General features: G+C 47.3%; 20 protein-coding genes and 2 pseudogenes. 7 read left to right on the top strand and 15 right to left on the bottom strand.

What is annotated here, in order from left to right; all coding sequences use genetic code 11:
• Positions 1 to 22 precede the first annotated feature (22 nt).
• Both BBR47_RS13595 and BBR47_RS13590 read right to left on the bottom strand, forming a co-directional pair.
• Complete coding sequence (locus BBR47_RS13595) at positions 23 to 967, bottom strand: ABC transporter permease (protein ID WP_015890972.1); 945 nt, start codon at positions 965 to 967, stop codon at positions 23 to 25.
• Between the two features lie 3 nt (positions 968 to 970).
• Complete coding sequence (locus BBR47_RS13590) at positions 971 to 1903, bottom strand: ABC transporter permease (RefSeq protein WP_015890971.1); 933 nt, start codon at positions 1901 to 1903, stop codon at positions 971 to 973.
• A gap of 564 nt (positions 1904 to 2467) precedes the next feature.
• On the opposite strand from BBR47_RS13590, the gene BBR47_RS13585 reads away from it, so the two are divergent.
• From BBR47_RS13585 to BBR47_RS13575, 3 genes are all read left to right on the top strand, one after another.
• Positions 2468 to 3778 (top strand): hypothetical protein, encoded by a 1311-nt coding sequence (locus BBR47_RS13585; protein WP_015890970.1) that lies wholly within the window; start codon positions 2468 to 2470, stop codon positions 3776 to 3778.
• Between the two features lie 112 nt (positions 3779 to 3890).
• On the top strand, positions 3891 to 4829 hold the full coding sequence (locus BBR47_RS13580; protein WP_015890969.1) for an alpha/beta hydrolase: 939 nt from the start codon (positions 3891 to 3893) through the stop codon (positions 4827 to 4829).
• Between the two features lie 53 nt (positions 4830 to 4882).
• Positions 4883 to 5410, top strand: coding sequence for a GNAT family N-acetyltransferase (locus tag BBR47_RS13575; protein ID WP_015890968.1), 528 nt, complete (start codon positions 4883 to 4885; stop codon positions 5408 to 5410).
• Positions 5411 to 5485: 75 nt separating this feature from the next.
• On the opposite strand, the gene BBR47_RS13570 is transcribed toward BBR47_RS13575, so the two are convergent.
• The 4 genes and pseudogenes from BBR47_RS13570 to BBR47_RS13560 all read right to left on the bottom strand — a co-directional run bounded on the left by BBR47_RS13570 (position 5486) and on the right by BBR47_RS13560 (position 9790).
• Positions 5486 to 6373: a DMT family transporter gene (locus BBR47_RS13570; RefSeq protein WP_015890967.1), complete on the bottom strand. Its 888-nt coding sequence runs from the start codon at positions 6371 to 6373 to the stop codon at positions 5486 to 5488.
• Between the two features lie 173 nt (positions 6374 to 6546).
• Positions 6547 to 8616: an acyltransferase family protein gene (locus BBR47_RS13565; RefSeq protein WP_015890966.1), complete on the bottom strand. Its 2070-nt coding sequence runs from the start codon at positions 8614 to 8616 to the stop codon at positions 6547 to 6549.
• A gap of 655 nt (positions 8617 to 9271) precedes the next feature.
• A pseudogene (locus BBR47_RS31560) lies at positions 9272 to 9367 on the bottom strand (DUF1697 domain-containing protein); the annotation flags it as partial.
• A gap of 222 nt (positions 9368 to 9589) precedes the next feature.
• Positions 9590 to 9790: a hypothetical protein gene (locus BBR47_RS13560; RefSeq protein ID WP_016740466.1), complete on the bottom strand. Its 201-nt coding sequence runs from the start codon at positions 9788 to 9790 to the stop codon at positions 9590 to 9592.
• A gap of 190 nt (positions 9791 to 9980) precedes the next feature.
• On the opposite strand from BBR47_RS13560, the gene BBR47_RS13555 reads away from it, so the two are divergent.
• Complete coding sequence (locus tag BBR47_RS13555; RefSeq protein WP_015890964.1) at positions 9981 to 11597, top strand: multicopper oxidase family protein; 1617 nt, start codon at positions 9981 to 9983, stop codon at positions 11595 to 11597.
• Positions 11598 to 11640: 43 nt separating this feature from the next.
• Here BBR47_RS13555 and BBR47_RS13550 read toward each other — a convergent pair whose 3' ends face one another.
• Positions 11641 to 13605 (bottom strand): ATP-dependent DNA helicase, encoded by a 1965-nt coding sequence (locus tag BBR47_RS13550; RefSeq protein WP_015890963.1) that lies wholly within the window; start codon positions 13603 to 13605, stop codon positions 11641 to 11643.
• Positions 13606 to 13772: 167 nt separating this feature from the next.
• On the opposite strand from BBR47_RS13550, the gene BBR47_RS13545 reads away from it, so the two are divergent.
• Positions 13773 to 14132 carry a Lin0512 family protein gene (locus BBR47_RS13545; protein ID WP_015890962.1) on the top strand — a complete coding sequence of 120 codons (360 nt, stop codon included), beginning with the start codon at positions 13773 to 13775 and terminating at the stop codon, positions 14130 to 14132.
• Here BBR47_RS13545 and BBR47_RS13540 read toward each other — a convergent pair.
• Positions 14129 to 14458 (bottom strand): MGMT family protein, encoded by a 330-nt coding sequence (locus BBR47_RS13540; protein WP_041749839.1) that lies wholly within the window; start codon positions 14456 to 14458, stop codon positions 14129 to 14131. The two genes, BBR47_RS13545 and BBR47_RS13540, sit on opposite strands and share 4 nt — an antisense overlap.
• 80 nt (positions 14459 to 14538) lie before the next feature.
• On the bottom strand, positions 14539 to 16338 hold the full coding sequence (gene pepF / locus BBR47_RS13535; protein ID WP_015890960.1) for an oligoendopeptidase F: 1800 nt from the start codon (positions 16336 to 16338) through the stop codon (positions 14539 to 14541).
• Positions 16339 to 16585: 247 nt separating this feature from the next.
• On the opposite strand from pepF, the gene BBR47_RS13530 reads away from it, so the two are divergent.
• Entirely contained in the window at positions 16586 to 17812 is a 1227-nt protein-coding gene (locus tag BBR47_RS13530; protein ID WP_015890959.1) for an aminopeptidase, read from the top strand.
• A 101-nt stretch (positions 17813 to 17913) separates the two neighbouring features.
• Here the strand turns inward: BBR47_RS13530 and cdaS are convergent, their stop codons facing one another.
• The 3 genes and pseudogenes from cdaS to BBR47_RS13520 all read right to left on the bottom strand — a co-directional run bounded on the left by cdaS (position 17914) and on the right by BBR47_RS13520 (position 20187).
• Positions 17914 to 18528: a sporulation-specific diadenylate cyclase CdaS gene (gene cdaS / locus BBR47_RS13525; protein WP_015890958.1), complete on the bottom strand. Its 615-nt coding sequence runs from the start codon at positions 18526 to 18528 to the stop codon at positions 17914 to 17916.
• 309 nt (positions 18529 to 18837) lie between these two features.
• Positions 18838 to 18954 (bottom strand): annotated as a pseudogene (locus BBR47_RS31965) (SDR family NAD(P)-dependent oxidoreductase); the annotation flags it as partial.
• 69 nt (positions 18955 to 19023) lie between these two features.
• On the bottom strand, positions 19024 to 20187 hold the full coding sequence (locus BBR47_RS13520; RefSeq protein ID WP_015890956.1) for an SMP-30/gluconolactonase/LRE family protein: 1164 nt from the start codon (positions 20185 to 20187) through the stop codon (positions 19024 to 19026).
• A gap of 502 nt (positions 20188 to 20689) precedes the next feature.
• Here BBR47_RS13520 and BBR47_RS13515 point away from each other — a divergent pair.
• Complete coding sequence (locus BBR47_RS13515; RefSeq protein WP_015890954.1) at positions 20690 to 21346, top strand: TetR/AcrR family transcriptional regulator; 657 nt, start codon at positions 20690 to 20692, stop codon at positions 21344 to 21346.
• A gap of 202 nt (positions 21347 to 21548) precedes the next feature.
• On the opposite strand, the gene BBR47_RS13510 is transcribed toward BBR47_RS13515, so the two are convergent.
• Genes BBR47_RS13510 through pxpB form a run of 3 tightly spaced genes read right to left on the bottom strand, consistent with a single transcriptional unit; the run spans position 21549 to position 24074 of the window.
• The gene (locus BBR47_RS13510; RefSeq protein ID WP_015890952.1) at positions 21549 to 22313 is read right to left on the bottom strand and encodes a LamB/YcsF family protein; all 765 of its coding nucleotides are present in this window, start codon (positions 22311 to 22313) and stop codon (positions 21549 to 21551) included.
• 4 nt (positions 22314 to 22317) lie between these two features.
• The gene (locus BBR47_RS13505; RefSeq protein WP_015890951.1) at positions 22318 to 23325 is read right to left on the bottom strand and encodes a biotin-dependent carboxyltransferase family protein; all 1008 of its coding nucleotides are present in this window, start codon (positions 23323 to 23325) and stop codon (positions 22318 to 22320) included.
• A 2-nt stretch (positions 23326 to 23327) separates the two neighbouring features.
• On the bottom strand, positions 23328 to 24074 hold the full coding sequence (pxpB, locus tag BBR47_RS13500; protein WP_041749408.1) for a 5-oxoprolinase subunit PxpB: 747 nt from the start codon (positions 24072 to 24074) through the stop codon (positions 23328 to 23330).
• Positions 24075 to 24101 lie beyond the last annotated feature (27 nt).

Genomic DNA, 24101 nt, shown 5'->3' with positions numbered 1-24101 from the left:
TCCTCCTATCTTCGTGGCGAGGTTACTCGCGAATTCTTGGGTCCAATGCGTCCTGCAAGCCATCACCGAAAACGTTGAAGGCAAACATTGTCAAAGAAATCATCAAGGCCGGGAAGAAAAGTCTCCACCAATCCCCTGTCAAAATGACGCCGAGTGCATCGTTGGTCATCGTGCCCCAGCTAGCGATTGGCGCTTGCACACCCAATCCCAGAAAGCTGAGGAAAGATTCTGCAAATATCGCCGACGGAATGGTAAACGTCAAGTTCACGATAATGACTCCAATGGTATTCGGAATCAGGTGGCGCAACAAAATGCGAGGGAATTTGGCGCCCAGCACCTGCGCTGCCATGATGAACTCCTGGTTTTTCAATTGCAGGATTTGTCCCCGAACGAGACGAGCCATCCCTACCCAACCGGTTGCGGACAATGCGATGATAATGGTAACAATTCCAGGCTCCATGACAACCATCAGCATGATCACCACGAGCAGATATGGCAATCCGTATAAGACCTCGATCAATCGCATGATGATGGTATCGATTCGGTCTCCCTTTTTGCCTCGACCGGCCATGTATCCGGCAATACCGCCGACGGTCACTCCGATGACCAAGTCAATTAACGCTGCCGATATTCCGATAATCAGTGAAATCCGCGCTCCGTACCATGTTCGTGAAAACATGTCGCGCCCCAGCTCATCTGTTCCGAACCAATGCTCGCTCGAAATTTCCTGATTCGCATTCAAGAGACTCTGATCGGAATAGCTATACGGAACGAGATGTGGACCAATGATCGCCATGGCTATCAGCATAACAATCAGGGTCAAACCCACCATGGCCAGCTTGTTTCTAACGAGCTTTCTCGCTACTTGTTGAAAATGAGTCAGGCTCGGTCGCATCTGGGCGATCTGTCCATCTGCTTTTTGAGCTCTAGGTCGAAACAACTCATTTACTGATTGATCTACCGCCATTGGCTACCTCCCCCTGCTCGATAGTTTGATTCGTGGATCGATGAATATATAGGCCAGATCAATCAAGAAGATAATGAGTACCAAGATGGCACTGTAGAATACTGTCGTTCCTAGAATAACGGGATAATCTCGATTGAAAATGCCATCGACGAAGTATTTGCCGATCCCTGGTACCGCAAAAATCTTTTCGACAACAAACGTTCCGGTTAACAACCCCGCGATAAGCGGTCCCATAAACGTGACGATCGGCAAAATCGCGTTGCGGATTCCGTGCTTGATCACTATCAGAAAAGTCGGAATTCCTTTCGCCTCAGCGGTCCGTATGTAATTCTGATTCATCACGTCGATCATGCTCGTACGCATATAGCGTGTAATGATGGCTAAAGGTCCAAAAGCAAGTGCGAGTGAAGGCAGAACCGAGTGTTTCCAGCTGGCAAGCGTAGCTACTGGGAATAACGGCCATTTAATTGCCAAGTAATTAATGAGCAATGGCGCCATGATAAAGCTAGGTACAGCAATTCCTAATACAGCCAAGACCATTGCCGCATAATCAATCCAGGTATTTCGGTTTAATGCCGCAATTGTTCCGAATAAAAGTCCGAAAAAAAGGGCAACCGCTATCGCCTGCAAACCAATCATTGCAGATGCTCCGAAGCCATCTTTGATCATATCATTGACACCGCGTGTCTCCGACTTAATAGAAGGTCCTAAATCGAGCATGACCAAACTTTTTAGATAAAGCAAATACTGCATCGGCAGCGGTTCATCCAAATTGTATTTGGCACGCAGATTGAGCAATATTTGCTCGGGCAACTGATCTGACTCCGACGCGAATGGATCACCAGGGATCATATGCATCAAGCTAAAAGTCAACGTTACAATAATCCACAAGGTGAGTACCATCATCAGAATTCTTTTGAGTAAATAACGCGACATCTATACGCCCCCTAGTCCAGACTTGCAAAAAGATTGAGAAAATTCAACGTACCCTCCTTTTGTTCGAGTTCAAAAAGTTGACTTTTCAGCACCGAGAAGATGGCGAGAACCGAACGAAGGAGGAGCGCAGTGTAGGCCATCTACATGAGCACCGGACTTCGGAGGTGAACGCCATATTCGATGTCGAATTCGCTTTCTTGACTACTTCGTGATCAAAAGACAACTTTTTGAACAACCTCTTTAACGGAAATTGACCTAAAACATTCCTTAATTCAACAATATAGTGCCGTAATTATTTAATGTCAATTCTGATTTTTTTATTTTTTACATCGATTCATAAAGGAATTTGCTGAAAGTTGTCAAATATAAAACAATTAATACGGAAAATTTCCCTAAAACATCCCTATTTAAAGCTTCGTGGTCGCGACAGCTCGCATTCCCATCTGATGGGTTATATCTTATCTATATAAGAAAGACTGGCATACTAAGATGCCGAAGAAAGGATGGATCTCCTTCCTGACGAATGGTTTATCCCGTAGTTTACCTTTTTTGGAGGATATTTTGATGATAAAAGTTGGCATAGTCGGTCCAAAAGATTCAGTAGATGCAATGCTAGCTGTGGGTCGTGAGTTTTCCGATCACATCCTACTTACCTCCTTTGTTTATCAAGGAGTGGAACAAGTACCTGCTTATGTAGCCGAAAATGATATGGAAACAGATATCTGGTTCTTCTCTGGAGTCGCCCCCTATTCGATGGCAAAAGCGCATATAGGCAAGAAAAAGGCCTTTTATCCGCAAGTCAATTCTAGTGTCCTGACCAAAGTGTTGCTCGAATTGGTATACCGCGATGGTCTTTCTTTGGATCGTGTGAGCTTCGACACCATTTCGGAAGCGCATTTTCGTGAGACTTTGGAGGAATTGGGCCTGCACTGTGAGAATCCATACCTAAAGCCTTATAAAGAATTCCGAAAGAGAGCTGAATTGGTAGCCTATCACACCCGTCTTATCCAGGAAGGCAAGGTAGACGCTTGTGTCACAGGAACGCTTTACGTCACCGAAGAATTAAAACGACAAGGAATCAGAGTATACCGAATGGGCTTCACGCGCTTTATATTTCGAGAGATTTTCAAGCAAATTCTGCAAGAGGGTGAAACGCTCCACTTCAAGCGCTCCCAAATTGCTGTTCAATTGATTGAGGTATCCGACATGGAAAAGCTCGTGAATGAACCTGCAAACGCATACGAGCTACGGCGTCTCGATTTGAAGCTGCAAGAGCTCGTACTTGATTACACTGAGTCGATTTCCGGTAGCTTCGTCGCGGTCGGCAATTCCAAGTTCATTATTTTTTCCACACGCGGATCGTATGAAGACAATCCAGATTTTCACCCCACGATCCTTTTGGAAAAAATTAAGCTGCTCACCCATTCGCACGCGAATATGGGAATCGGCTTCGGTGTCACAGCATTGTCTGCGGAGCGCAATGCACAGCTTGCTCTCGGTCACGCCAAAAACCATCAGGATGCCGTGATCCTTGTTGACCATGATGGTTCGATTGAAGGTCCGCTACGTCAGCCGAACAGCATCAGCTACGAATATTGGACACAGGACAAAGAAATCAGCGAAAATCTGAAAAAAGCTGGTGTCAGTATTACGACGTTTAACAAAATCATTTCCGTCCAAAAAGCGCTGGGGCAAAAATATATCAGCGCTTCGATGATCGCGGAATGGATGGGGATGACACCTCGCAATGCGCGAAGAATCTTAAGTGACTTGGCTGAGCACAGCATTATCGAACTCATTGGGGAAGAGACGCCAACGAACCGAGGGCGCCCACGGAAAATTTATCGTATACTCCCCTCGCCACAAACCACTTAATTGTTTCTCCTTGAGAAAGGCCTAAGCTTGTGATTTCCAGAAAACTTTTGTGGATCATTGCTGGTCATGCATATAAGCTATCCAACTATTATGCGATTAGGGGGTCATACACATGCCCGTTCATCCACAGATTCAACAAATATTAGACGTCTTCAACCGCTCACGTCATGATGTTGACTTTAACCAATTGACACCACAGATAATGCGAATGGCGACAGATCTAAATCGAGATTCAAGCGCGGAACGTGAACAGGTAAAACAGGTAGAGAATCTCTCGCTTCCCTTAGAAGGTCGTTCCATTCCGATTCGAATATACACACCAGAAGGAGATGCTCCCTTCCCTGCACTCGTGTACTATCATGGGGGCGGATTTGTGATTGGCAATCTCGAAACAGCAGACTCGGTATGTCGCAACTTCGCAAATAACGCAAAATGTGTGGTCATTTCTATTGATTATCGGCTCGCTCCTGAACATCCTTTTCCTGCTGGATTGGAAGATGCCTATGACTCACTTCTTTATATTTCAGCTCATGCTGATCAGTTTGGCATTGATCCATCGCGGATAGCCGTAGGGGGAGATAGTGCCGGAGGTAATTTTGCCACGGTCGTGAGTCTCATGGCAAAAGAACGACAGGGCCCGCCTATCGTATTTCAATTATTAATTTATCCAGCCGTAGGAATTGTGGACACCACTCCCTACCCATCCATGCAGGAAAATGCGCGTGGCTATTTGATGGATGTGGAATTGCTGAATTGGTTCCTCTCTCATTATTTACCGCCTACCGATCTGCAAAATCCCTATCTTGATCCAATCCATGGTGCCGATCTCACTGCCCTGCCTCCTGCCTTGGTGATTACAGCCGAATACGACCCTTTGCGAGATGGCGGAAAAGCGTATGCTGACAAGCTACGCGATAGCGGTGTCGATGTCGTCTATCGGAATGAACAAGGCTTGATCCATTCCTTCATCGGATTCCATACGACTATCAAGCAAGCGCAAGAATCGTTGGATGAGATGTCGGCGCAATTACGAAAAGCTTTCAAAATATAGGTCGTATTGGATAAACAAAGCGTAGGCATCAACATGGTAGGAAGGATGAAATCATGACTAGACATACAGACGACAAAGTGACCATTCGCTTCGTTCGCATCGAGGATGCGGTAGCCATTTTATCTATGCAGCGTGAAGTGTTTTACGAAGGTGAATTTTTCATTGCTGTTTCCGAAGAGTTCAACAAAACCATGGAGCAGCAGCTTGAGTGGATACAAAGCATCATCGACAATGACAGGGACACCATGTTCGTAGCGGAAATAAACGGGGAATTGGCTGGTATGGTCGTGTTCGTATCTCCGGCTCGGAAGCGTTTGTCTCATACAGGTTCGATCACGATGATGATCCAGAAAGCTCACAGAAATAAGGGCATCGGCAAGGCTTTATTGCAGGAGTTGTTAGCTTGGGCAGAGCAACATCCGCTCATTGAAAAAGTGAGCTTAGGGGTGTTCTCCAACAATCTGAGAGCGATCGCTTTATACAAAAGCCTTGGATTTGTGGAAGAAGGACGAAAAGTGAAAGAATTCAAGCTGGCTGAGAATGAATACGCAGATGATATCCTGATGTACAAATTCGTATAGTGTCCATTCGTTTTCCTTCCATGCAAAAAAAGGACCTTTCCATCAGGTCCTTTTCTTATGAGCAAGTAAGCTGCTCTATACCGATTTCGATGGCTGAACAGCTTGTTTCTTTTGAACACTGGCAACAATTACACCCACGACGATTAACAAGGAGCCTCCTACTTGTATCGACGTCACCTGCGAACCAAGCAGTAAAAACCCGACCAGCATCGCTACAAAGGGCTGCAAGTTAAGAAAAATAGCTGCTTTGCCCGTCCCTACCACCTTTAATTGCTGATTCCAGACGATTCCACATATTCCTTGCATGAGGATCGCGGTCAAAATGAGCATCGCCCATGCCCACACTTCATGGCTGATTTGCGCGCCCGGCTCGATCGTCAACATCGCCGCGGGAGTCAAAAATAACGTGCCCACCGTCGTAGAGTAAACAGTGGCAATAAACGGCTGGATGGTTTGCGTCAGTTTGCGAATGATGATCATGGAAGACGAGAATGCGACCATGGCAATCACAATGAGTAAGACTCCCTTGGTAATGGAGAGTCCAGCCCCAATACCGACAACGAAGAATGTTCCCATGAGCGCCAAGCCAGACCCAATCTTCATACGCAAGGTAAACTGCTCCTTCAAAAACAAAGAGGCCAGCACTGCGGTGACGATCGGTGACAAGGAAAGAATCAACGATGCCGTTGTCGCGTCTGTCGTCAAGAGCCCGTTGAAATACGCCGTTTGATTCGCCAGCGTCCCGATCAAGCCAAGCAATACTAGAAGTCCTAGCTCACGCGCTGTGATTTTTACGAATTTTTTGGCCAGCCACGCGTAAATGATGAGAAACATTGATGTGAAAAGCAAGCGTACATCTGCCAAAAACAGCGGAGGAAACTCTTTAACCAGCATGCTTCCGAACACAAAATTACTGCCCCACAACGTCACACAAAAAAGTAATAGCAAGTACGACCGAATCATGATTGTTCCTTCTTTCACCCGATGCATTATTCTTCCGTTAGCTATCGTACAGGAGAGTGAGAAAAAAGTCCATGAGCTGATCTGCTATTGTTTGATGGAAATGATGTTTGGTTGTACGCCCTGTCACATAAAAAAGACCAGCGAACGAGTTGGTTCACTGGTCTTCCCTTGTTTTATTGTACCATTTCTACCATAGGGGTCTCCTCGGTTGCTTCCAGTGCCCCTTCCATCTGCCCTGTCTCTTCTACTTCCGACTCTTTCGCTTTCTCTTCCTCTTTTACTTCCGGCTTCTTCTCTGGCTCCGTCGGCGCGATTGCACTCGCCACGAGTGCTGCGTATTTTTGAGAGCCTTCCTTATTCGGGTGAACACCGTCTTTGTAAAAGTAAGAGCTTTGCCCTTCACTTGCCGTATACCAATCCACAAGAACGACATGTGGTTGGGCAGCAGCCGTTTCCGCCAGCATCTTATTCACGACGCTTTCCCACGGCTTAGGTACGCGAGAATTGACGAGAATGATTTGCTCTACGCCATTCAGTGATTGCAGTAGCTTGTCGAGCTGCCCTTTACTAAAGGCGCCGTTCGAGCCCAATTCAATCACGACGCGATTTCCCAATTGGCCTTTTGCCTTGAGCTGCGCAATTACGTCAGGAGCTTGCGCCATTTGCCTTCCGATTTTGGCATCCACGACGATCCCTGGCAGTAGTTTCTCCATGTAAGGAGCCACATCAAGCATGACAGAGTCACCGATCACAGTGATCCCTTTACCAGAGCCTATCGCTTTGATCGGTTCCTGTTTTTGGTCAGGCTGTTTGGAAGCATTCGAATCTTTCTGCTTCTCGGCAGGCTTCTGCTTTTGTCCGTTGTTAGCTGGCTTCTGCTCATTTTTCGGTTTTGTTGGTGGAATAGCTGGTTTTTGAACCGTTTCCGGTTTCTTCTCTACGATTGGCACCTCAGGACCGTGGGGCTTGTCGGGAACCTTTGTCTCGGCGACCGTTTGAGTTGGCTGCGTCACATTGCCAGCGGTCGCATCTGACGTGAGCGAAGCGATCCCATAATACGTAACACAAAGAGCAATCGCACAACCAGTGGCCAAAACACGGTTTAATCGTTTTGTTTTCTGCCCTGCCTTATTGGAGAGATTCCAGATTTTCCCTAATGCGCCATAGCGAATAGGCTCTTCGAGATATTTCCATGACAACGATGCCAGCAAAATGCTTGCGAGGAGCTGCAAAACCGCTCCAGGTATCGCCATCCACTCCCTTTCCGCCAAAAACGGATTCGTCCAAACGATAACAGGGTAATGCCACAAATAAATACCGTAAGATCGAACGCCAATCCAGCGCAGTGGCTTGCAGCCCATCCATTTCGCCAAGCTGCTTGCCGGATGTGCGAGTACGGCGACCAGCACGGCACTGACGACAGACAGAAGGACGAGCCCGCCTTCGTACAAATAGTCATCATATTGATTCGTGTTCCAAATGCTGTACAAAAGAATCCCTAAGCTCAAGAGACCGCTTAGATCAAGCGTAATTCGCGCTTTTTGTGAAATGTTCGTCGTAAGCAAGCGACTCGGCCACATCATGGCGAGTGCGGCACCGATCAACAATCCGAATACTCGTGTGTCCGTTCCGTAATATACACGACTCGGATCAAGACCTGGCTCATACAAAACAGCCATGAGGATGGCGGATAGTGCAGCCAGCACCAAAGTAATGATCATGATTGGCCCCCTGCGCTTCAGGAAGCGGAGTCCCAGCGCGAGTACCAGCGGCCAAATGACATAGAACTGTTCTTCGACCGCCAATGACCACAGATGGCCTAATGGTGAGGGCGGACCGAATTTTTCAAAATAAGATACGTCATGAAAGACCAGCCACCAGTTGCTCATGTACAGAACGGCTGCTCCTACATCTCCTCGAATGGTTTCCAACTGGGCTGGGGAAAAGATGGCTACCCCTGCCACTACCACAAACAACATGAGGAACAGCGCTGGGAGCAGTCTTCTGGCACGGCGCAACCAAAAGTTTTTCATGTCGAGTCTGCCATTTCGATTCCATTCTGCAATTAATAAGTCTGTAATTAAATATCCCGATAAAACGAAGAAAATACCGACACCCAGCAATCCCCCGGGTGCCCAGTCGTAATTCAAGTGATAAATAATGACTGCGAGTACCGCCAGCGCACGAAGCCCGTCGATCCCAGCCATGTATCGACTGCTGGAGCCTTTGATCGGTTCAGGCATGCTGGTGGCCTCCCATCGTTGCATGTTGGCGAGTGATTAATTCGTTCTGATTATTGTTTCTTTTCGTACCCATCGTCCTTTTCATATTTTTATGGTGATTCTTCGTGCTCGCCATGCAAAACATTTCATTCTCCCCTTTTACCTTCCGTTCTGTTAGTGTCCTTTGTTGTTGGGGGCAGTCATTACACATCGGGAATTGCGTGCTCTATGAATGCAAAAACCCCTGTTTCTGGAATCGTGCGAAACCGGGGGTTGGTCTCGTTCATTATCTTTATGGAAAATGAATTCTTCCCATCATCGTTGCCCGTATTCAGGATGTGATGAACTACTCACTATCTCGTTGTTTTTGGTTCGCTTACTCCCTTATATATGCATCACACCTTCCTTATAGTGGATGGTCTCACAAGGAATTTACCCGGTCCTTGTCTTACGTTAGACTCTTGCTGAGTAGTTGTGTGTAACCTGATTATATGACGGTTTCGGGGGATAACTCGTTACAAACTGTTTACATTCTGACCCTATTTTTTCCCGGTAAAAACGTGAACAAAAAAAAGAAGCTGCTGGTATACTTTCCCCATCAGCTTCACGATTGTTGATCATCGCAGACCACCACTGTCAGATGCAAAATGCAACGTGTTTACTTGTCACAAAAGATTTACGGATCAACAGCCTGCATTCGTTCGTAAATTTTGCGAGTTGTATTGACATTCCTGATTGTCATTTGTTGATAAACCTTTGAGCCAATAAGTTTCTACTAGATGTCATGTCAAATCCAAAAGCTTGTATGTATCATCTCTTCCAATTGGTGAGGAATGGTTGGTCTGGAATCGGTATCCCCCGAAGGAAAGCGACATCAACCACGGTCATTCCCCTATCACTACCATTTTCGCCAATCGAAACGGGAAACACAAGACAAAAATAAAATCCCCATCGATTACCAGCACCGACGAGGATTTTCGTTTGATTATCCAATTTAAATATGATGAGTAAACAAATAATTCAAGAAAAGACCACCGCTGACAACCGCAATCACCATGCATGCGATGCCACTTTTCACCCGTTCGGAGAGCAATCGCATAAATCCAAGACAGAAAAAGACTCCTGTGACCAAAAAATAAGCGACTCCAACCCAAAAAACATTCCAAGGCAAGCTCGCAAAATCTACGTTACCCACACGTGAACACCATCCCTGTCCAATTCTACTGATTACTTCTATGTACGATACTCCATTATAGCATTTGTTCACGCTTACTTTCCCATTTTTGTTCAATGCGTAACAGAAGTGTCATACATCCTGTCTTCATGTTTTCTACACAATCGTTTGGTACGCTTTCTTCAACAGCGAAAAGGAGGAAAAAGTGCACATGAACAAATGGACAATACGCCCATGGGCTTATCCACTGGTTCTAGGTGGCGTTTTGCTGTTATCGGCATGCTCAACTGCCACTGACAATACCACGATGGATCATAATGGACACAGCATGAATTCTTCACCCGAAACATCCTCACAGGCTCAAACCCAACAGATGGCCGCATCCAGCGACTCGTCGATGGAGGTACTTACAGGCACTACGTTTACCCTCACGGCAAAAGAAAAGATGCTCCACCTCGATGACAAGACCATGAAAAACGCATGGACGTACAATGGAACCGTTCCAGGTCCACAGCTTCGTGTCAAACAAGGGGAAACCATCAGCGTGACGTTGAAAAACGAATTGCCCGAGCCGGTCACCATTCACTGGCATGGCTTACCCGTCCCGAATAACATGGATGGAATCCCTGGGGTTACCCAAAATGCCGTAAGACCAAACGAAAGCTTCACCTACAAATTCAAAGTGGACGTTGCCGGGACATACTGGTACCACTCGCATCAAAACAGCGCCAAGCAGGTAGACAAAGGGTTGTACGGTTCACTTGTGGTGGAACCGGCTACACCAGAGCCTGTTGATAAGGACTTTACCCTCGTTCTGGATGAATGGATGCAGGACGATAGCATGGCGGAAATGCACGGAAGTGGCATGAGCCATGGCACGAGTGCCCCTTCTTCCGCTAGCTCGTCCACTGGTGGTCACAACATGGCCAGTATGGAGATGCCCATGAGTGACGCTGAGATGATGCCGCTGATGTATACGATCTTTTCCGTGAACGGAAAAACAGGCCCGGCCATCCAGCCGCTATCTGTTAAAGAAGGTGAAAAGGTCAGAATCCGCCTGGTCAATGCCGGATACTTGAACCACAAGCTGAACCTGCAAGGTCATGAATTTAAAATCGTAGCAACAGACGGGCAACCTATCAATAACCCGCCACTAGTAGGCGGCCAGCTCCTCAATATCGGACCAGGAGAACGATATGATCTCGAATTTGTCGCAAACAATCCAGGCAAATGGTTACTAGAGGAGCGCAGCACAAATCCAGGCGCCAAGTCCCTTGTCGTGCCCATCGTCTACGAAGGCTCAGAATCAAAAGCAGCCAAATCCGAAGCTGGCGATATGCCGACGATAGACATTACCAAATACGGCGAGGCGGCAAAAAGCAGCTTTACACTAGAGCAGAAATATGACATTACGTATCAAATGGATCTGAACACGGAAACGGCAGATGGAAAAATTTTCTTTACCATCAATGGAAAAACGTTCCCAAATGTCCCTCCGCTTAACGTCAAAAAAGGAAATCTGGTCAAAGTCACACTGGTGAACAAATCCCCAAAAGATATCCACCCGATGCATTTGCACGGACATTTCTTTCAAGTAGTAAGCAAAAACGGTCAGCCAATCTCAGGCTCTCCTCTGGTTAAAGATACGCTGAACATTTTGCCGGGTGAAGCTTACGTAGTTGCCTTTGAAGCTGACAATCCAGGAGACTGGATGTTCCACTGCCACGATTTGGGCCACGCTGCGCAAGGAATGGTATCCGAAATAAAATATGAAGGCTTCAAGCCAGATTTCGTCGTCGATCCTACTGTCGGCAACATGCCAGAATAACCACAGAAAAAAGCAGGAGCCTACATGGCTTCCTGCTTTTTCATTACGCCAACACACCGTCCAAAGACGTTTTCCATTCTACGCCACTGGGAAATACATCCTGTACGTGCTGTCTCAGCTTGTCATTTTGGCTCAATTCCGGACTCAAGATCGATACCAGCCCACTATCCTCTCTCGTGCGGATCAAACGCCCGATGCCTTGACGCAGTCTCAGCAGCATGTAAGGCATATCTACCTCGTCGAAAGGATTTGCTGCACTTTTTCGTTTTGCTGTAAACACCGGATCATTCGGCGGGAATGGCAATGACCAAATAATCACATTGGACAGCGAAGGCCCTGGAACATCTAGCCCTTCCCACAGGCTGACCGCACAGAGGCTGCTTTTCTCGTCGTTTTGGAACTGAGAGATCAGATGGCTGATTTCCGCATCTCCTTCGAACAAGAATCGCAGATCCGAACAGGTAGGCTCGTTTTTGATAGCGGCCTTGAATTGCTGTAATTCCTCCATGGAGGAAAACAACAACAGCGCACTACCCGCTGATTTTTGCAGCAATTGGGTAGCCTGTCTCATTTTTTCCGCAAAGGAGTCTGTCGCAGATAGGGTTGGTACGTATACGTCCATTTGCTTTTCGTATTCGTATGGAGAAGCCACCGAGAACGACAGATATTGCTCAATGCCCAAGCTGTCCGCCACATAGTTGAATGATCCATCGACAGATAGAGTCGCTGACGAAAAGACTATCGGCATCTTTTGTGAGAAGACGCGCTCTTCCAATACTTCCTGCACCTTTTTTGGCATGACGACCAAAGTCGGCCCTGTAATCTCTTCACTCATCCAGGAAATGACGTGATCCGGGTCTTGGAAAAGTCCCAGTGCCAGCTGCATCATTTCCAGATGCTCCTCGACAATTCGCAGCTGGAACTCGTCCAACGTATACAGACCACCCTCTAGTGCCAGCTCTTCCTCAATCCAACTGACGAGACTCGTAAAACGGTGGATGGTTGCAAGGAGTTCTGGATGAAAATGGATTTCTTTTCGGTTGGAGCCCATCACAGCCTTGCTCTCTTCGTTCAATCGGGAGAACATCTCCTCGCTCTGGGCAATGGCTTCTTCAATGGCAATGGCGAGCTCTTCCCTGATCTCACCCTTCAAGACACGCGTAATCGTTTCTTCGAAGACGGAGTGATTCAGCTTGTACGTCAATGCTTTTTGGGCAGCAGGCTCTAACAGATGACCCTCGTCAAAAATGACCGAGCTATGCGGCGGCAGCAACGGTAGCTGACCTCCGCGCTTGCGGATCTCATAAGTCCACACATGCTCCATATAAAAGTCATGGGAGCAAATGATCAAATCGGCTGACTGACGATAATGATTTCTGGATAGGGTCTGCCCACAGCGGTGCTGTCTGTCGCACACAAAGCAATCCTGAAAAGTATCCCAGTTCATCTGCCCCCATTCTTGGTCATCCAGATCAGGATATGTGCTACGATCCCCGTACGGATAAAACGACTGCAAGGCCTCATGTGTATGAACAAACGATGGCAGCTCTTGATAAATATGCTGGAAAGCTTCACCTGTCTCAGGCTGGAATCTCGCCTCATCCAGCTTGCGCAAACAGACATATTGGTCCGGAGATTTTCCGAGTCTCGCGTCAATCGTCAGGTTGAGATGGCGAGCCAGTTTGGCAATATCGCCTTCCGGTTTTACGAGCTGCTCAATCAGCGACTCGTTCGCACAGGCAATGATGGCGGGCTTTCTGGTATATCTTGCATAGCAGATCGCGTACAGCAAGTAAGCCAATGTTTTCCCCGTGCCTACTCCCGCCTCTGCAAAAATCGTTTGCTTTTCTATAAAAGCCCGTTCAAGCTGAAAGGCCATGTAGATTTGCTCATCACGCACCTCGAATCCAGCCTCAGGCAATACTTCATAAAAAACGTCCGCTACCCAATCACTCACCTGAGAGATGAACGGCTGGGACGGATCGTAGTCAAAAGGATAACGTTCCAATTGTGACCTGCCTCCAATAATGTAAAGAATCGTCAAGCATAGATGCTAACATGTTATGATGACATGTCTTGACGATAAACACAATACAGATGAAAGAAAAAACCATTCCTTTTCGTGGTAAGATAAGGATGGTAGAAAAGTAGAATAAAACAGGAGTGAACAAGCCAATGGAAAAAGTAATGTTTATTGAAATTGGAATGGGCATCGACATGCATGGTCAAAACGTCACCAAAGCCGCAGTCCGCGCTGTTCAAAATGCTATCCATCATAATTCGATGCCTGGATTGCGTTCTGTCCTGCCAGGAAACGATATCCATAACATGAAAGTACATGTGAGACTTGCCGTTCCAGCTGACAAGGACAAGCTCGACCTGAAAACGGTTCGTCAAGCACTGCCTTACGGGGAAGTCTCCTTCGAAATCGTCGATGGCGGCATGCTGACAAGCAGCGGGGTCGTGATCGCTGAAAAAGAGGACAAGAACGACCTTGCCTATATCGTCATCGCTTCGGTAGAAGTCGGCTATTAGAATATCGGCTCATCCACTACCTGTGGGTGAAACTGATAGCGCTCCAACGCTATTTCTCCTGCTGCTGACACGACTACCCCTTCGCTTTCCAAGGCCATTTTTTGCAGGGTGAACGAATCCAAATCTTGCAATCCGATCTTTCCTTGGGCGTTGATGACTCGATGCCAAGGAAGCTGGTGCTTTTTGGACATCGAATGAAGGATGCGAACGATTTGTCTGGCAGCTCTCGGACTCCCGGCCAACGCTGCAATTTGCCCGTACGTCATGACATGGCCAGCTGGAATCCCGGCAATGATTTTTAGTGCGCGCTGCGTAAATTCGGTCATGATGACGACTCCTTCTTGCTTGATCAAATCAAAAGGCTTGTGACTCCTTGCGATCACAAGCCTTTTCTTCTTATTTCAGGTTAAAACAGTCTTTCCAGCTCGTCAACCAGACTGCCGACGTAGGCAACCGCCTCGCGGATTGGCTGGGGATCTGACATATCCACACCAGCTTTTTTCATCAGTTCCAGCGGCGTCAGCGTCCCTCCGGCTTTGAGCACCTCGATCCAACGATCAACGGCAGGCTGTCCCTCTTGCTTGATGCTCGCTGCCATTGCGGTAGAAGCGGTCAAACCAGCTGCGTACGTGTACGGATACAGCCCCATGTAATAGTGCGGTTGGCGCATCCATGTAAGACTAGCTGCATCGTCAAGATCAACTGCATCCCCCCAGAAGTCTGCGAGCACTTGCCCTTTCCATTCGGAGAGCTGTTTAGCAGTCAATGGTACGTCATTTTGCGCTGCTTCGTACACTTTTCGTTGCATTCTCGCTTCTAGCAGATGCGTGACAAAGTTGTGGTAATACGTATTCATCAATTGCAAAATGACCCAGCGCTTCAGACGAGGATCGTCGGATTGCTCCACGATGTGCTGCGCAAGCAAGAGCTCGTTGAGTGTGGAAGGCGCTTCAATAAAGTACAGCGATGGACGAGAGTTCGTAAAGCTTTGCTCTCTTGTCGCCAGCATAAAATGTCCGCAATGCCCCAGCTCATGAGCCAGCGTGAAAGCACTGCGCATATTTCCCGACCACGTAATGAGAATGTAAGAGTGCTTACTGTATGTCGTTGAGCAGAACGCACCTGTCGATTTGCCCACATTGTCTACGTAGTCGATCCAGCGTTCATTCAGTGCTTTTTCCATAATCGCCGTGTACTCTGGCCCCATTACTTGCAAGGATGCCAGTATCTTTTTCCCAGCTTCTTCAATCGTAATCGGCGGGCTGAATTCTGGGTCAAGCGGCGTCTTTAAATCACAAAAGGCAAGTTTTTCGAGGCCAAGCTCTTTTGCTTTCAGCTTCGCATAGCGTCGCATGTGCGGAGCGAGTTCATTCCCGATAATATCCAGGATGTTGTGATACATATCAAGTGTAACTTGCTGTGGCTTAAGCAGCATGTCCGTTACGGTTTCATAGCCACGCAGACGAGACATGACGGTTTGTCTTTTCACCTCTGACGCGTATACCGCAGCGAAGGAGTTTTGGTAGGAAGCGAGTGTCTTCGAAAAGGATTCGTACGAAGCACGGCGCAGCGTCGTATCGGAAGACATCTCATAATCGGTCTCAAACAGTGCGAAGGATACGGGACGCTCATTTCCCTCGCCATCATGGACGGGTGCAAATGACATGTCGGACAGCTTTCCGCGCAAGTAAATGTTGTATGGTGCACCGAAAACCTCGCCCATCGCCGCAAACGCTTCCTCGGTCTCAGCCGACAATCGGTACGGCTTTGTTTCCAACAAATCTTTCAAGCTTTTGCGGAATGTTTCGAGCCCTGGTTCTTCTTCCAAGAAGCTCTCGATTTTTCCTTCAGGCAACGCCAAAATCTCGGAAGGTATAAAAGAAAGCGCAGCGTTTAGCTGGGATACGACATCCCCTACCCGTGCAGAGTTCGCTTGGTTTTGTGGGTTCGTCCCGTCTTCAGACGCCCGCAGTCTGGCATACGTCGCTGCGACACTCGCCCGAACATTGATCGCCTCATTTGCCTCCAAGCATGCCAACAGCGTCTCTCCACTCTTATGCAGCTGACCTTTGAATGCAGTGACGACAGGCAGACCCTGTATAATTTCTGCTAATTCTTGCTCCCACGCTTCTTGGCTCTCAAACAGATCGTTCAGGTTCCACGTATACTCGACAGCGACTTGATCACGTGTCTGTCTTGTCTTCACTTTGACTGCCTCCTTTAATTCTTCCAATAAAATATTTTTTATGTAATAAATTTGCCTTTTCATTTGAATTTTCCTACAATTAACCGAAATAAACAAGTGGACAACTTGCTCGAAATAGGCCGTAATCTGTCTTTTTCTGCGCTTTCCTAGGAAATTCTTTCAAATCATAAGCAGGTGATTTCGGAGGGTAAGGTTAAATAGATAGAATGCAAGTAAGCCTTTTGTTCTAAAAAGGAGGAAATGAACCATGTCTTTTGAAATCTTGTTTGACCGTTACGCTGATCTCGCTGTAAAAGTCGGCGTTAACGTGCAGCCTATGCAAACGTTAGTAGTAACAGCTCCGCTATCTACTGCTCCTTTTGTAAGAAAAGTAGCAAAAAAAGCGTACGAAGCGGGTGCCAAGCATGTACATATTGATTGGACCGACGATGAACTCACACGGATGAAATATGATTTGGCTCCTGACGAAGCGTTTCGTGAATACCCGCAATGGAAGGTACAGGGATTAGAGGAAATGGCGGAAAATGGCGCGGCGTTTCTCTACATCTCTGCAGCGAATCCCGATTTGCTGAAGGGAGTAAATCTTGACCGCATTTCTACGGCTAACAAAACAGCTGGTCAAGCCCTCCATAAGTTCCGCAGTTATACCATGTCCGATAAAGTGAGCTGGTGCGTGCTAGCTGTTCCATCACCTGCATGGGCAGCCATGGTCTTCCCGCATTTGCCACAAGAGGAACAGGAGCCAGCCCTGTGGGATGCAATCTTCCGCGCCACTCGCGCAGATATGGATGACCCTGTCCAAGCTTGGCATGACCATCATGCGATATTAAACAGCAAGGTGGATCAACTCAATGCCAAACAATACCGCTATCTCCATTACGAAGCTCCCGGCACCAATTTGACGATTGAGCTGCCAGCCAACCACATTTGGATTGGTGGCGGTGGCGTAAATAAAGACGGCGTCTCCTTCATGGCCAATATGCCGACAGAAGAAGTATTCACTGCGCCGCTAAAAGAAGGCGTCAACGGAACCGTCCGTAGCACCAAGCCCTTGAGCTATCATGGGAATTTGATCGAGAACTTTACGCTGACTTTTGAAAAAGGAAGAATTGTCTCAGCAACTGCTGAAAAGGGTGAAGAGTCCCTGAAGCAATTAATTGAGACAGATGAAGGTTCGCATTATTTGGGGGAAGTGGCATTGGTTCCTCACCTATCCCCTATCTCGCAATCAAATATCATTTTCTATAACACGCTCTTTGATGAAAATGCGTCCAACCACTTGGCGATTGGGAACGCTTATAGCGTGAATATTGAAGGTGGCGCTGACATGAGCAATGAGGAACTGGCTAGCCGCGGTATCAATATCAGCCTCACCCACGTCGATTTCATGATCGGCTCCGCCGAGATGAACATTGATGGAGAAACAGCTGACGGCAAGCGTGAACCGCTATTCCGCAACGGAAATTGGGCTTGAATCTAACACGAGAATGACATAGCGAGAGGCTGGATTTCATCATCACCATGACAAATCCAGCCTCTTTTTTCTCGCATACAACCACTTTTCGCAAAGCGCTTTCATGAAGGGGAAATAATCGGATACAAGTGTCCCTGCATGGCAAAGGACGCTTTCCCCGTTTCCTCGGAGACAACAACGATCAACGCATCGCTTTTTTCACTCAAACCCAACGCAGCACGATGTCTGGTTCCCAGCTTTTTTTCCCCTACCACAACCTGAGATAATGGCAATACATTGGCAGCGGACACGATATGATTTTCCCGAATCAGGACGGCCCCATCATGCAAAGGGCTGCCAGGATAAAAGATCGATTCCAGTAAGGAATGGCTCATCGTGGCCTCAATCGGTATGCCTGCTTGCAGCAGCAGATCAAGCGGGTCCTCACGCTCAACGACAATCAATGCTCCTTGGCGCCTTTTGGCCAAGTGCTGAACAGCCTTTGATAAATCCAGATATTTTCCTGTATAGGGGGAGAGATAGCATTGTAAATAAAAGGAGGCTGCTACAGTTTCGAGTCGGCTAAACTTCGTCCGTATTTGATCAAACGTCCCGAGCACACATTCATTTTCGTTTTTTAACGCATGGATGCTCTCATCCAATGTAACGGATATTCCCCTCAGCTCTTGCAGCAATTCCTCCTTCAGCGATGATGTATCACAGTTAACTTCCAGCATATGAACCCCTCAATTTCCATTTCTCTTCACGCTTCGTACTTTGTTTGATTGTTCCCCTCCCTCTAGGAAATCATTCTATTTCCTAGATGATAATTCCACAATGATCAACAGCTTATGGAGTGAAACCGACATGATAACGGAATGGAATGAGTTTCTTTCCATCGCACAAGAGTCGAATGATTTTAAGCATGGTACTATCAAACCTAGATAAAAACAGAGTTGCTGCAAAAAAATCTCTTACGTCCCTATCAAGAACGCATAGAAGCAAATGAATCGCTCACGGAACTCCGCCATTTTTCCCGCTTCGTTCCGATCCCGTCGACGTGCCACGACCGTCACATGGGCGCCGCGCTTTGACAGTTTCCTGGCGATCGATGCCCCGATGCCACTGCTAGCGCCTGTCACCAAGGCCACTTTGCCAATCAGACTATCCTTCTCATTCTAAGATAGCTCCAAATCATCCAGATTCATTTTTCACCCTCCGAAATTCCAACATTATTTTGTTAAAAGCACGCGATGAACACCCTTGCTGCCTCCCGGTGCCGTTCCTATATATAAATATCCGTTATAGCTTACAGCCGTAGTTACGCCATACAATTTGCCTTCCGGATCATGCCAGCTACCGATAAGCTCTCCCTGCGGGCTGAGCTCCATAGCAAGCCCATGCTTCGCCGGTGCGCTTGCTCCGCTAAGCAGCGACTCCGGCAATTTGGCCATGGTACTGGCTAACCAAGGGTTGCTATGCATCTGATCTACAAAAGAAATGCGAGTCGTGAAGATACCCACCCAGAAATGACCTTGATCATCACGCGTAATGTTGTCTGGAAAACCTGCGAGATTGTCTACGAAAATATCAGATGTGCCCTTCTTCGGTCCTTTAAGCCAGTATCTGGTCAATTGATAATGATACGATTCCGCCACAAGCACAAAATCTTCATCCGCAGACAAGGCAACTCCGTTTGCAAAATAAAGGCCTTCTAACAGGACGGTCGTTTGCTTGGTCTTTGGATCATACTTCAGCAAACGTCCATGCGGCTTGTTCTCAGCAATTTCTTTGAAGGTCACACTACCATAATTCGAAGTATCAGAAAAATAAATGGAGCCGTCCTTGGCAATATCAAGCTCGTTGGCTAGATAGATCGGCTGACCGTCCACTTGATCAGCCAATACCTTTATGCTCCCGGATGGATTAATAGACAGCAGTCCCCTCTTGACATCAGTAACGGTCAAATCGCCTTTGGCATCAAATTTAAGCCCATTAGGAGTTCCTTTGGTGTCTGCAAACATTTGGGCTTTTTGCGGATTTCCCTCTGCATCGAAAGGAACCTTGTAAATCTTCCCATCTGAATCTCCTGTATATAGCTGACCTTCTTTATCGAATGTAATGAATTCAGGGAATTGAGGGGCATCAGTCACAAGCTGAGCCGAGCTGAGTTTATTGTTTTGTTTCCACGGACCTGCTTCCTCAAAAGAGGGGGCCGTAGGTGCTGACCATTTGGCCGGTTTGATCGGTGAAGGTACTAGCAAGAAAACGAGTATTCCTAGAACGAGCACCGCGAGCAGCGATAGCCCCCATCTGTTTATCCTAGAACGTAGTGAGCGTTTAGGACGATTCACGCCTTCAGTAGATTTAACGGATCGAATTTGAGTATTAGGCATTAATGTGTCTCCTTTTTCATATAAGCGAGATTTTAGATTTGGACTACAACTTTACAAAATATTGCTTTCCTTCAGCCAAGAGCGCGAATGCTTCTCCAATTGGGGGAGCGGGAATACAATGGCTGCCTTGTTTGGCCAGTTGTCTCGCAAATTGCTCTCCAATACCGGAAGAAGCTCCCGTGATGAGCGCCTATTTACCTTGAATCGTCATATCGCTACTCCCCTTCCGAATACTTCGTTGCAATACAGAAACATTGTTTCCAAATGAACAGAAGTAATTATCCCAATTCTCAAGGAATGCGGTAACTATTATACTATTTGGTAACAGTGTTTCCGAACGAGTTCATTGTATCCAGCCTTTTCTTGAAAGTCAATATGATCTTTGAATATCCTTGAACATCTACCTTCTCATTGACAACCTCTTAACAACTGTATAAAATTCCTTGCAATAGCGTCAGAAACTTTGTTTCCTGATGATAACTTGTATCCGAAGGTGATGAGTATGAGCGATCAAGATATCTCCTCCAATGCAAACTCACGAGTGTTGAAAACCTACCAAGAAGCCCGCTTGCAAAATCTTGAAAATCTCCGCAAGCTCGTTGTTGACGCTGCGGCAACGATCTTGCAAGAAGAGGGACCGGAAGCCGTTACGGTCCGTAAAGTATCGCAGAAAATGGGTTGCTCGACAAAAATCATTTATAACTTGTTTGTCAATAAAGAGGGCTTGGCTCAGCAGTTGTATCTGGATGGTTGTAAGCTTCTCGCTTACGAATTAGAGAGGACGCCGCAAGCTGCTGATCCAGCGCAGCATTTGCAGAATTTAGGCGAAGCCTTTTGGCAATTCGGGCAGCGTTACTCCAGTTATTATAAACTGATGTTCGGAGGCGCATTCGCGGATTTCAAACCGGACGAGGAAAGCCTAAATGGTACCGTAACCGCCATGCGGCAATTATTGACGGTGATCAGTAATGCGCAACAACAAGGTCTCATCCCTGGCCAGTATGACACTGAATTAGTTATCCGCGTATTCTGGGCTTCGCTCCATGGTGTCATTCATCTTTACATGGGAGGACACTTAGGAGATGTGCAATCGGCGCATGCGGTATACAGGCAAACGTTGTCTTTAATTGTCAGCTCGTTATTGCCTGATAAAGCTTAAAAGACGGCAAGCTCTTCCCGTTTTAGGGGAAGAGCTTGTCTTTTTTCCATTGTTCCGTAACTTTGCGAACAGCTTCATTCGTTCTTCCTACAGCCAAAAGGTTTGCTGTTATGTGTGTCATCTCACAATGAAGCGAATTGTAAGCAAAGTACCGCACGATACCAGACTCCCAGTGCGGAAACAGAAAAAGCCCGATAGAGATCTATCGAGCAAAACGTGCTGCGATTGTAATGCCAGCTCCTGACAAAGCTTCACGGATGCTCTGTGCGAACGCCAACGCATGGGCACCGTCGCCGTGAATACAAATGGAATCGGCCCGAATCGGAATATCAACCCCTTGCTGGGTCAGGACACGTCCGTCGCTTACCATACGAATGACTTGCTGGAGGGATTGCTGTTGGTCCGAAATGATCGCATTCGGCTGACTGCGCGGTGTCAGTGTACCATCCTGTTGATACGTACGGTCAGCAAAGACTTCGTGCGCCGTGATAAGACCGATTTTTTCCCCTGCACGCGTTAACTCGCTTCCGGCCAAGCCATACAACACTAGTTCCGGATTTACTTTATAGATAGCCAACGCGATAGACTCAGCCAGAGCGGGTCTTGTAGCTGCCATATTGTACAAGGCCCCATGTGGCTTTACATGATGCATGACGCCCCCTTCTGCCCGAACAAAAGCTTGCAGGGCGCCGATTTGGTACACGACTAGATCGTATGCCTCTTCAGGGGAAATCTCCATGTTGCGGCGACCAAAGCCGACCAAATCAGCGAATCCGGGATGGGCACCGATTGCCACACCTGCCTTCAAAGCCATTTGCACTGTTTTTCTCATCGTCGCAGGATCGCCAGCGTGGAAACCACATGCCACATTTGCAGAGGTGATATAGGACAAAATTTCTTGATCGTTGCCCAACTGATAAGCGCCAAAGCTCTCTCCCATATCACAGTTTAGATCTACTGTTTTCATCTTTTTACCTCCATCCCACGGTTACTTCTATACCAAGCTTGATCGCCTTCATCCATGAATCCCTCTCGATAAGCTCCTTTTGAGCATCGCGCAGAGAAATCTCTTGAAAGTGGATCTTTTCGCCTGGCCGCAACTGGGCGACGATCGGCAAATCTATCGTTGGCACATAGCCTATCTTCGGATAACCGCCAATGGTTTGTCTGTCTGCCATCAGGATAATAGGTTGACCGTTCGGCGGAACCTGTATCGTACCAATGGTGACCGCAGCCGAGATCAGTTCCATTGACTGCGTAAGTTCAAGCGCCGGTCCTGTTAAACGATACCCCATCCTGTCTGATTGAGGAGACACTTGATAGGTTTGTTCGAAAAAGCTTTGACGACTCTTTTCTGAAAAATCCGCGAATTGCTCTCCTTGTATAACCCGTACAACCACTTCTCCATTTTTTACAGACGTACTTGAAGGAATAAACCAATTCGCTTGGTAGAAGGGAGCTGCTCCTGCCTTTTTTTCCAATTGGTTAGCGAGAAATTGGCTGAATGAACCTGGAGGGCTTTGAACTAGCTTATCTCCTGCCGCAAGCATTCTACCCGCAAAGCCTCCGAAGCCTCCACGGAGATTCGTACTACGACTTCCCATCACAAGTGGCACATCCCATCCGCCTGCGACTGCGAGATAGGCGCGACAGCCTTCCTTGGCCAGGCCAAACTTCAAGATGCTTCCACTCCTGATCCAGACTGCTCGATTGGGCAAGACGGATCTATCATTGATCGTGACTTTGAAGTCACCACCACAAATGGCTATGAGCATGTCCTTATGAAACAATAAGCTAGGACCTCTCATTGTCAGCTCCAGAACCGCATCCGTTTGTTGATTGCCAACTAACATGTTCGCAATCTGTACAGCTTGCCTGTCCATCCCCCCACTGACACTAACCCCAACCTGCTGAAAGCCAAATCTACCTGTATCTTGAACGGTCGTGCAAAGTCCTGGCGTAATCACCTCTATACTCACTATTACACCTTCTCCCCGTTATCGTATTCCCTCTCGGAGATAGGACGGAAGCGAACTTTATCACCAGCGCACAAGAGACTTGGAGAACTTTCACCTGCCTGAAATAAGCGCAGTGGTGTTCTTCCGATAATTTGCCATCCACCTGGGCTCTCTATCGAATAAATACCTGTTTGCAATCCTCCGATCCCTACACTCCCCATCGGAATAGATAGTCGTGGCGAGGAACGTCGCGGTGTGGCCAGTCGCTCATCCATTCCACCGAGATACGGAAAGCCGGGAGCAAATCCGATCATGTACACCAGGTACTCTGTTGTCGAATGGATCGAAATCACTTCCTCTATACTAAGACCATTTTGTTTGGCGACTACCTCCAGATCTGGACCAAAGCTCCCACCATAACAAACCGGAATTTCGACCAGTCTGTACTCTTTAGAATGAGTGCTGGAGATTTGCTGCGACATTTGCTCAAGAATAGCAACGGTACGATCGTATGGCAAAATATCATCAAGTGGATCGAACAGAGTAATCGGATCGTAATAGACTGTAACAGTCGTAAAGCCAGGTACAGATTCGATCATCCCGGGGAAAGGATGCTCCTGTAGGTATTCAGAGAATAGGATGACCTTCTCATGGGTCTGTTGATCGATAACCTCTCCTAGTTTGACCATGACACCCGAGTCCCCAAGAGGAGAGAATTCATATCTAGGCAACGTTTTTCCCTCCATTTTCGAATATCGGCACTGCCACATGAATGGAAGGGAGGAGGGTTTCTCCTC

The organism is Brevibacillus brevis NBRC 100599, assembly GCF_000010165.1.
Classification (GTDB): domain Bacteria; phylum Bacillota; class Bacilli; order Brevibacillales; family Brevibacillaceae; genus Brevibacillus; species Brevibacillus brevis_D.
This window is presented reverse-complemented; position numbering and strand designations above follow the sequence as displayed.

Bases quoted from the DNA above. Each gene is read 5' to 3' on its own strand.
- BBR47_RS13595 (WP_015890972.1), bottom strand. From the start codon at position 967: ATGGCGGTAGATCAATCAGTAAATGAGTTGTTTCGACCTAGAGCTCAA.
- BBR47_RS13590 (WP_015890971.1), bottom strand. From the start codon at position 1,903: ATGTCGCGTTATTTACTCAAAAGAATTCTGATGATGGTACTCACCTTG.
- BBR47_RS13585 (WP_015890970.1), top strand. From the start codon at position 2,468: ATGATAAAAGTTGGCATAGTCGGTCCAAAAGATTCAGTAGATGCAATG.
- BBR47_RS13580 (WP_015890969.1), top strand. From the start codon at position 3,891: ATGCCCGTTCATCCACAGATTCAACAAATATTAGACGTCTTCAACCGC.
- BBR47_RS13575 (WP_015890968.1), top strand. From the start codon at position 4,883: ATGACTAGACATACAGACGACAAAGTGACCATTCGCTTCGTTCGCATC.
- BBR47_RS13570 (WP_015890967.1), bottom strand. From the start codon at position 6,373: ATGATTCGGTCGTACTTGCTATTACTTTTTTGTGTGACGTTGTGGGGC.
- BBR47_RS13565 (WP_015890966.1), bottom strand. From the start codon at position 8,616: ATGCCTGAACCGATCAAAGGCTCCAGCAGTCGATACATGGCTGGGATC.
- BBR47_RS13555 (WP_015890964.1), top strand. From the start codon at position 9,981: ATGAACAAATGGACAATACGCCCATGGGCTTATCCACTGGTTCTAGGT.
- BBR47_RS13545 (WP_015890962.1), top strand. From the start codon at position 13,773: ATGGAAAAAGTAATGTTTATTGAAATTGGAATGGGCATCGACATGCAT.
- BBR47_RS13540 (WP_041749839.1), bottom strand. From the start codon at position 14,458: ATGACCGAATTTACGCAGCGCGCACTAAAAATCATTGCCGGGATTCCA.
- BBR47_RS13530 (WP_015890959.1), top strand. From the start codon at position 16,586: ATGTCTTTTGAAATCTTGTTTGACCGTTACGCTGATCTCGCTGTAAAA.
- cdaS (WP_015890958.1), bottom strand. From the start codon at position 18,528: ATGCTGGAAGTTAACTGTGATACATCATCGCTGAAGGAGGAATTGCTG.
- BBR47_RS13520 (WP_015890956.1), bottom strand. From the start codon at position 20,187: ATGCCTAATACTCAAATTCGATCCGTTAAATCTACTGAAGGCGTGAAT.
- BBR47_RS13515 (WP_015890954.1), top strand. From the start codon at position 20,690: ATGAGCGATCAAGATATCTCCTCCAATGCAAACTCACGAGTGTTGAAA.
- BBR47_RS13510 (WP_015890952.1), bottom strand. From the start codon at position 22,313: ATGAAAACAGTAGATCTAAACTGTGATATGGGAGAGAGCTTTGGCGCT.
- pxpB (WP_041749408.1), bottom strand. From the start codon at position 24,074: ATGTGGCAGTGCCGATATTCGAAAATGGAGGGAAAAACGTTGCCTAGA.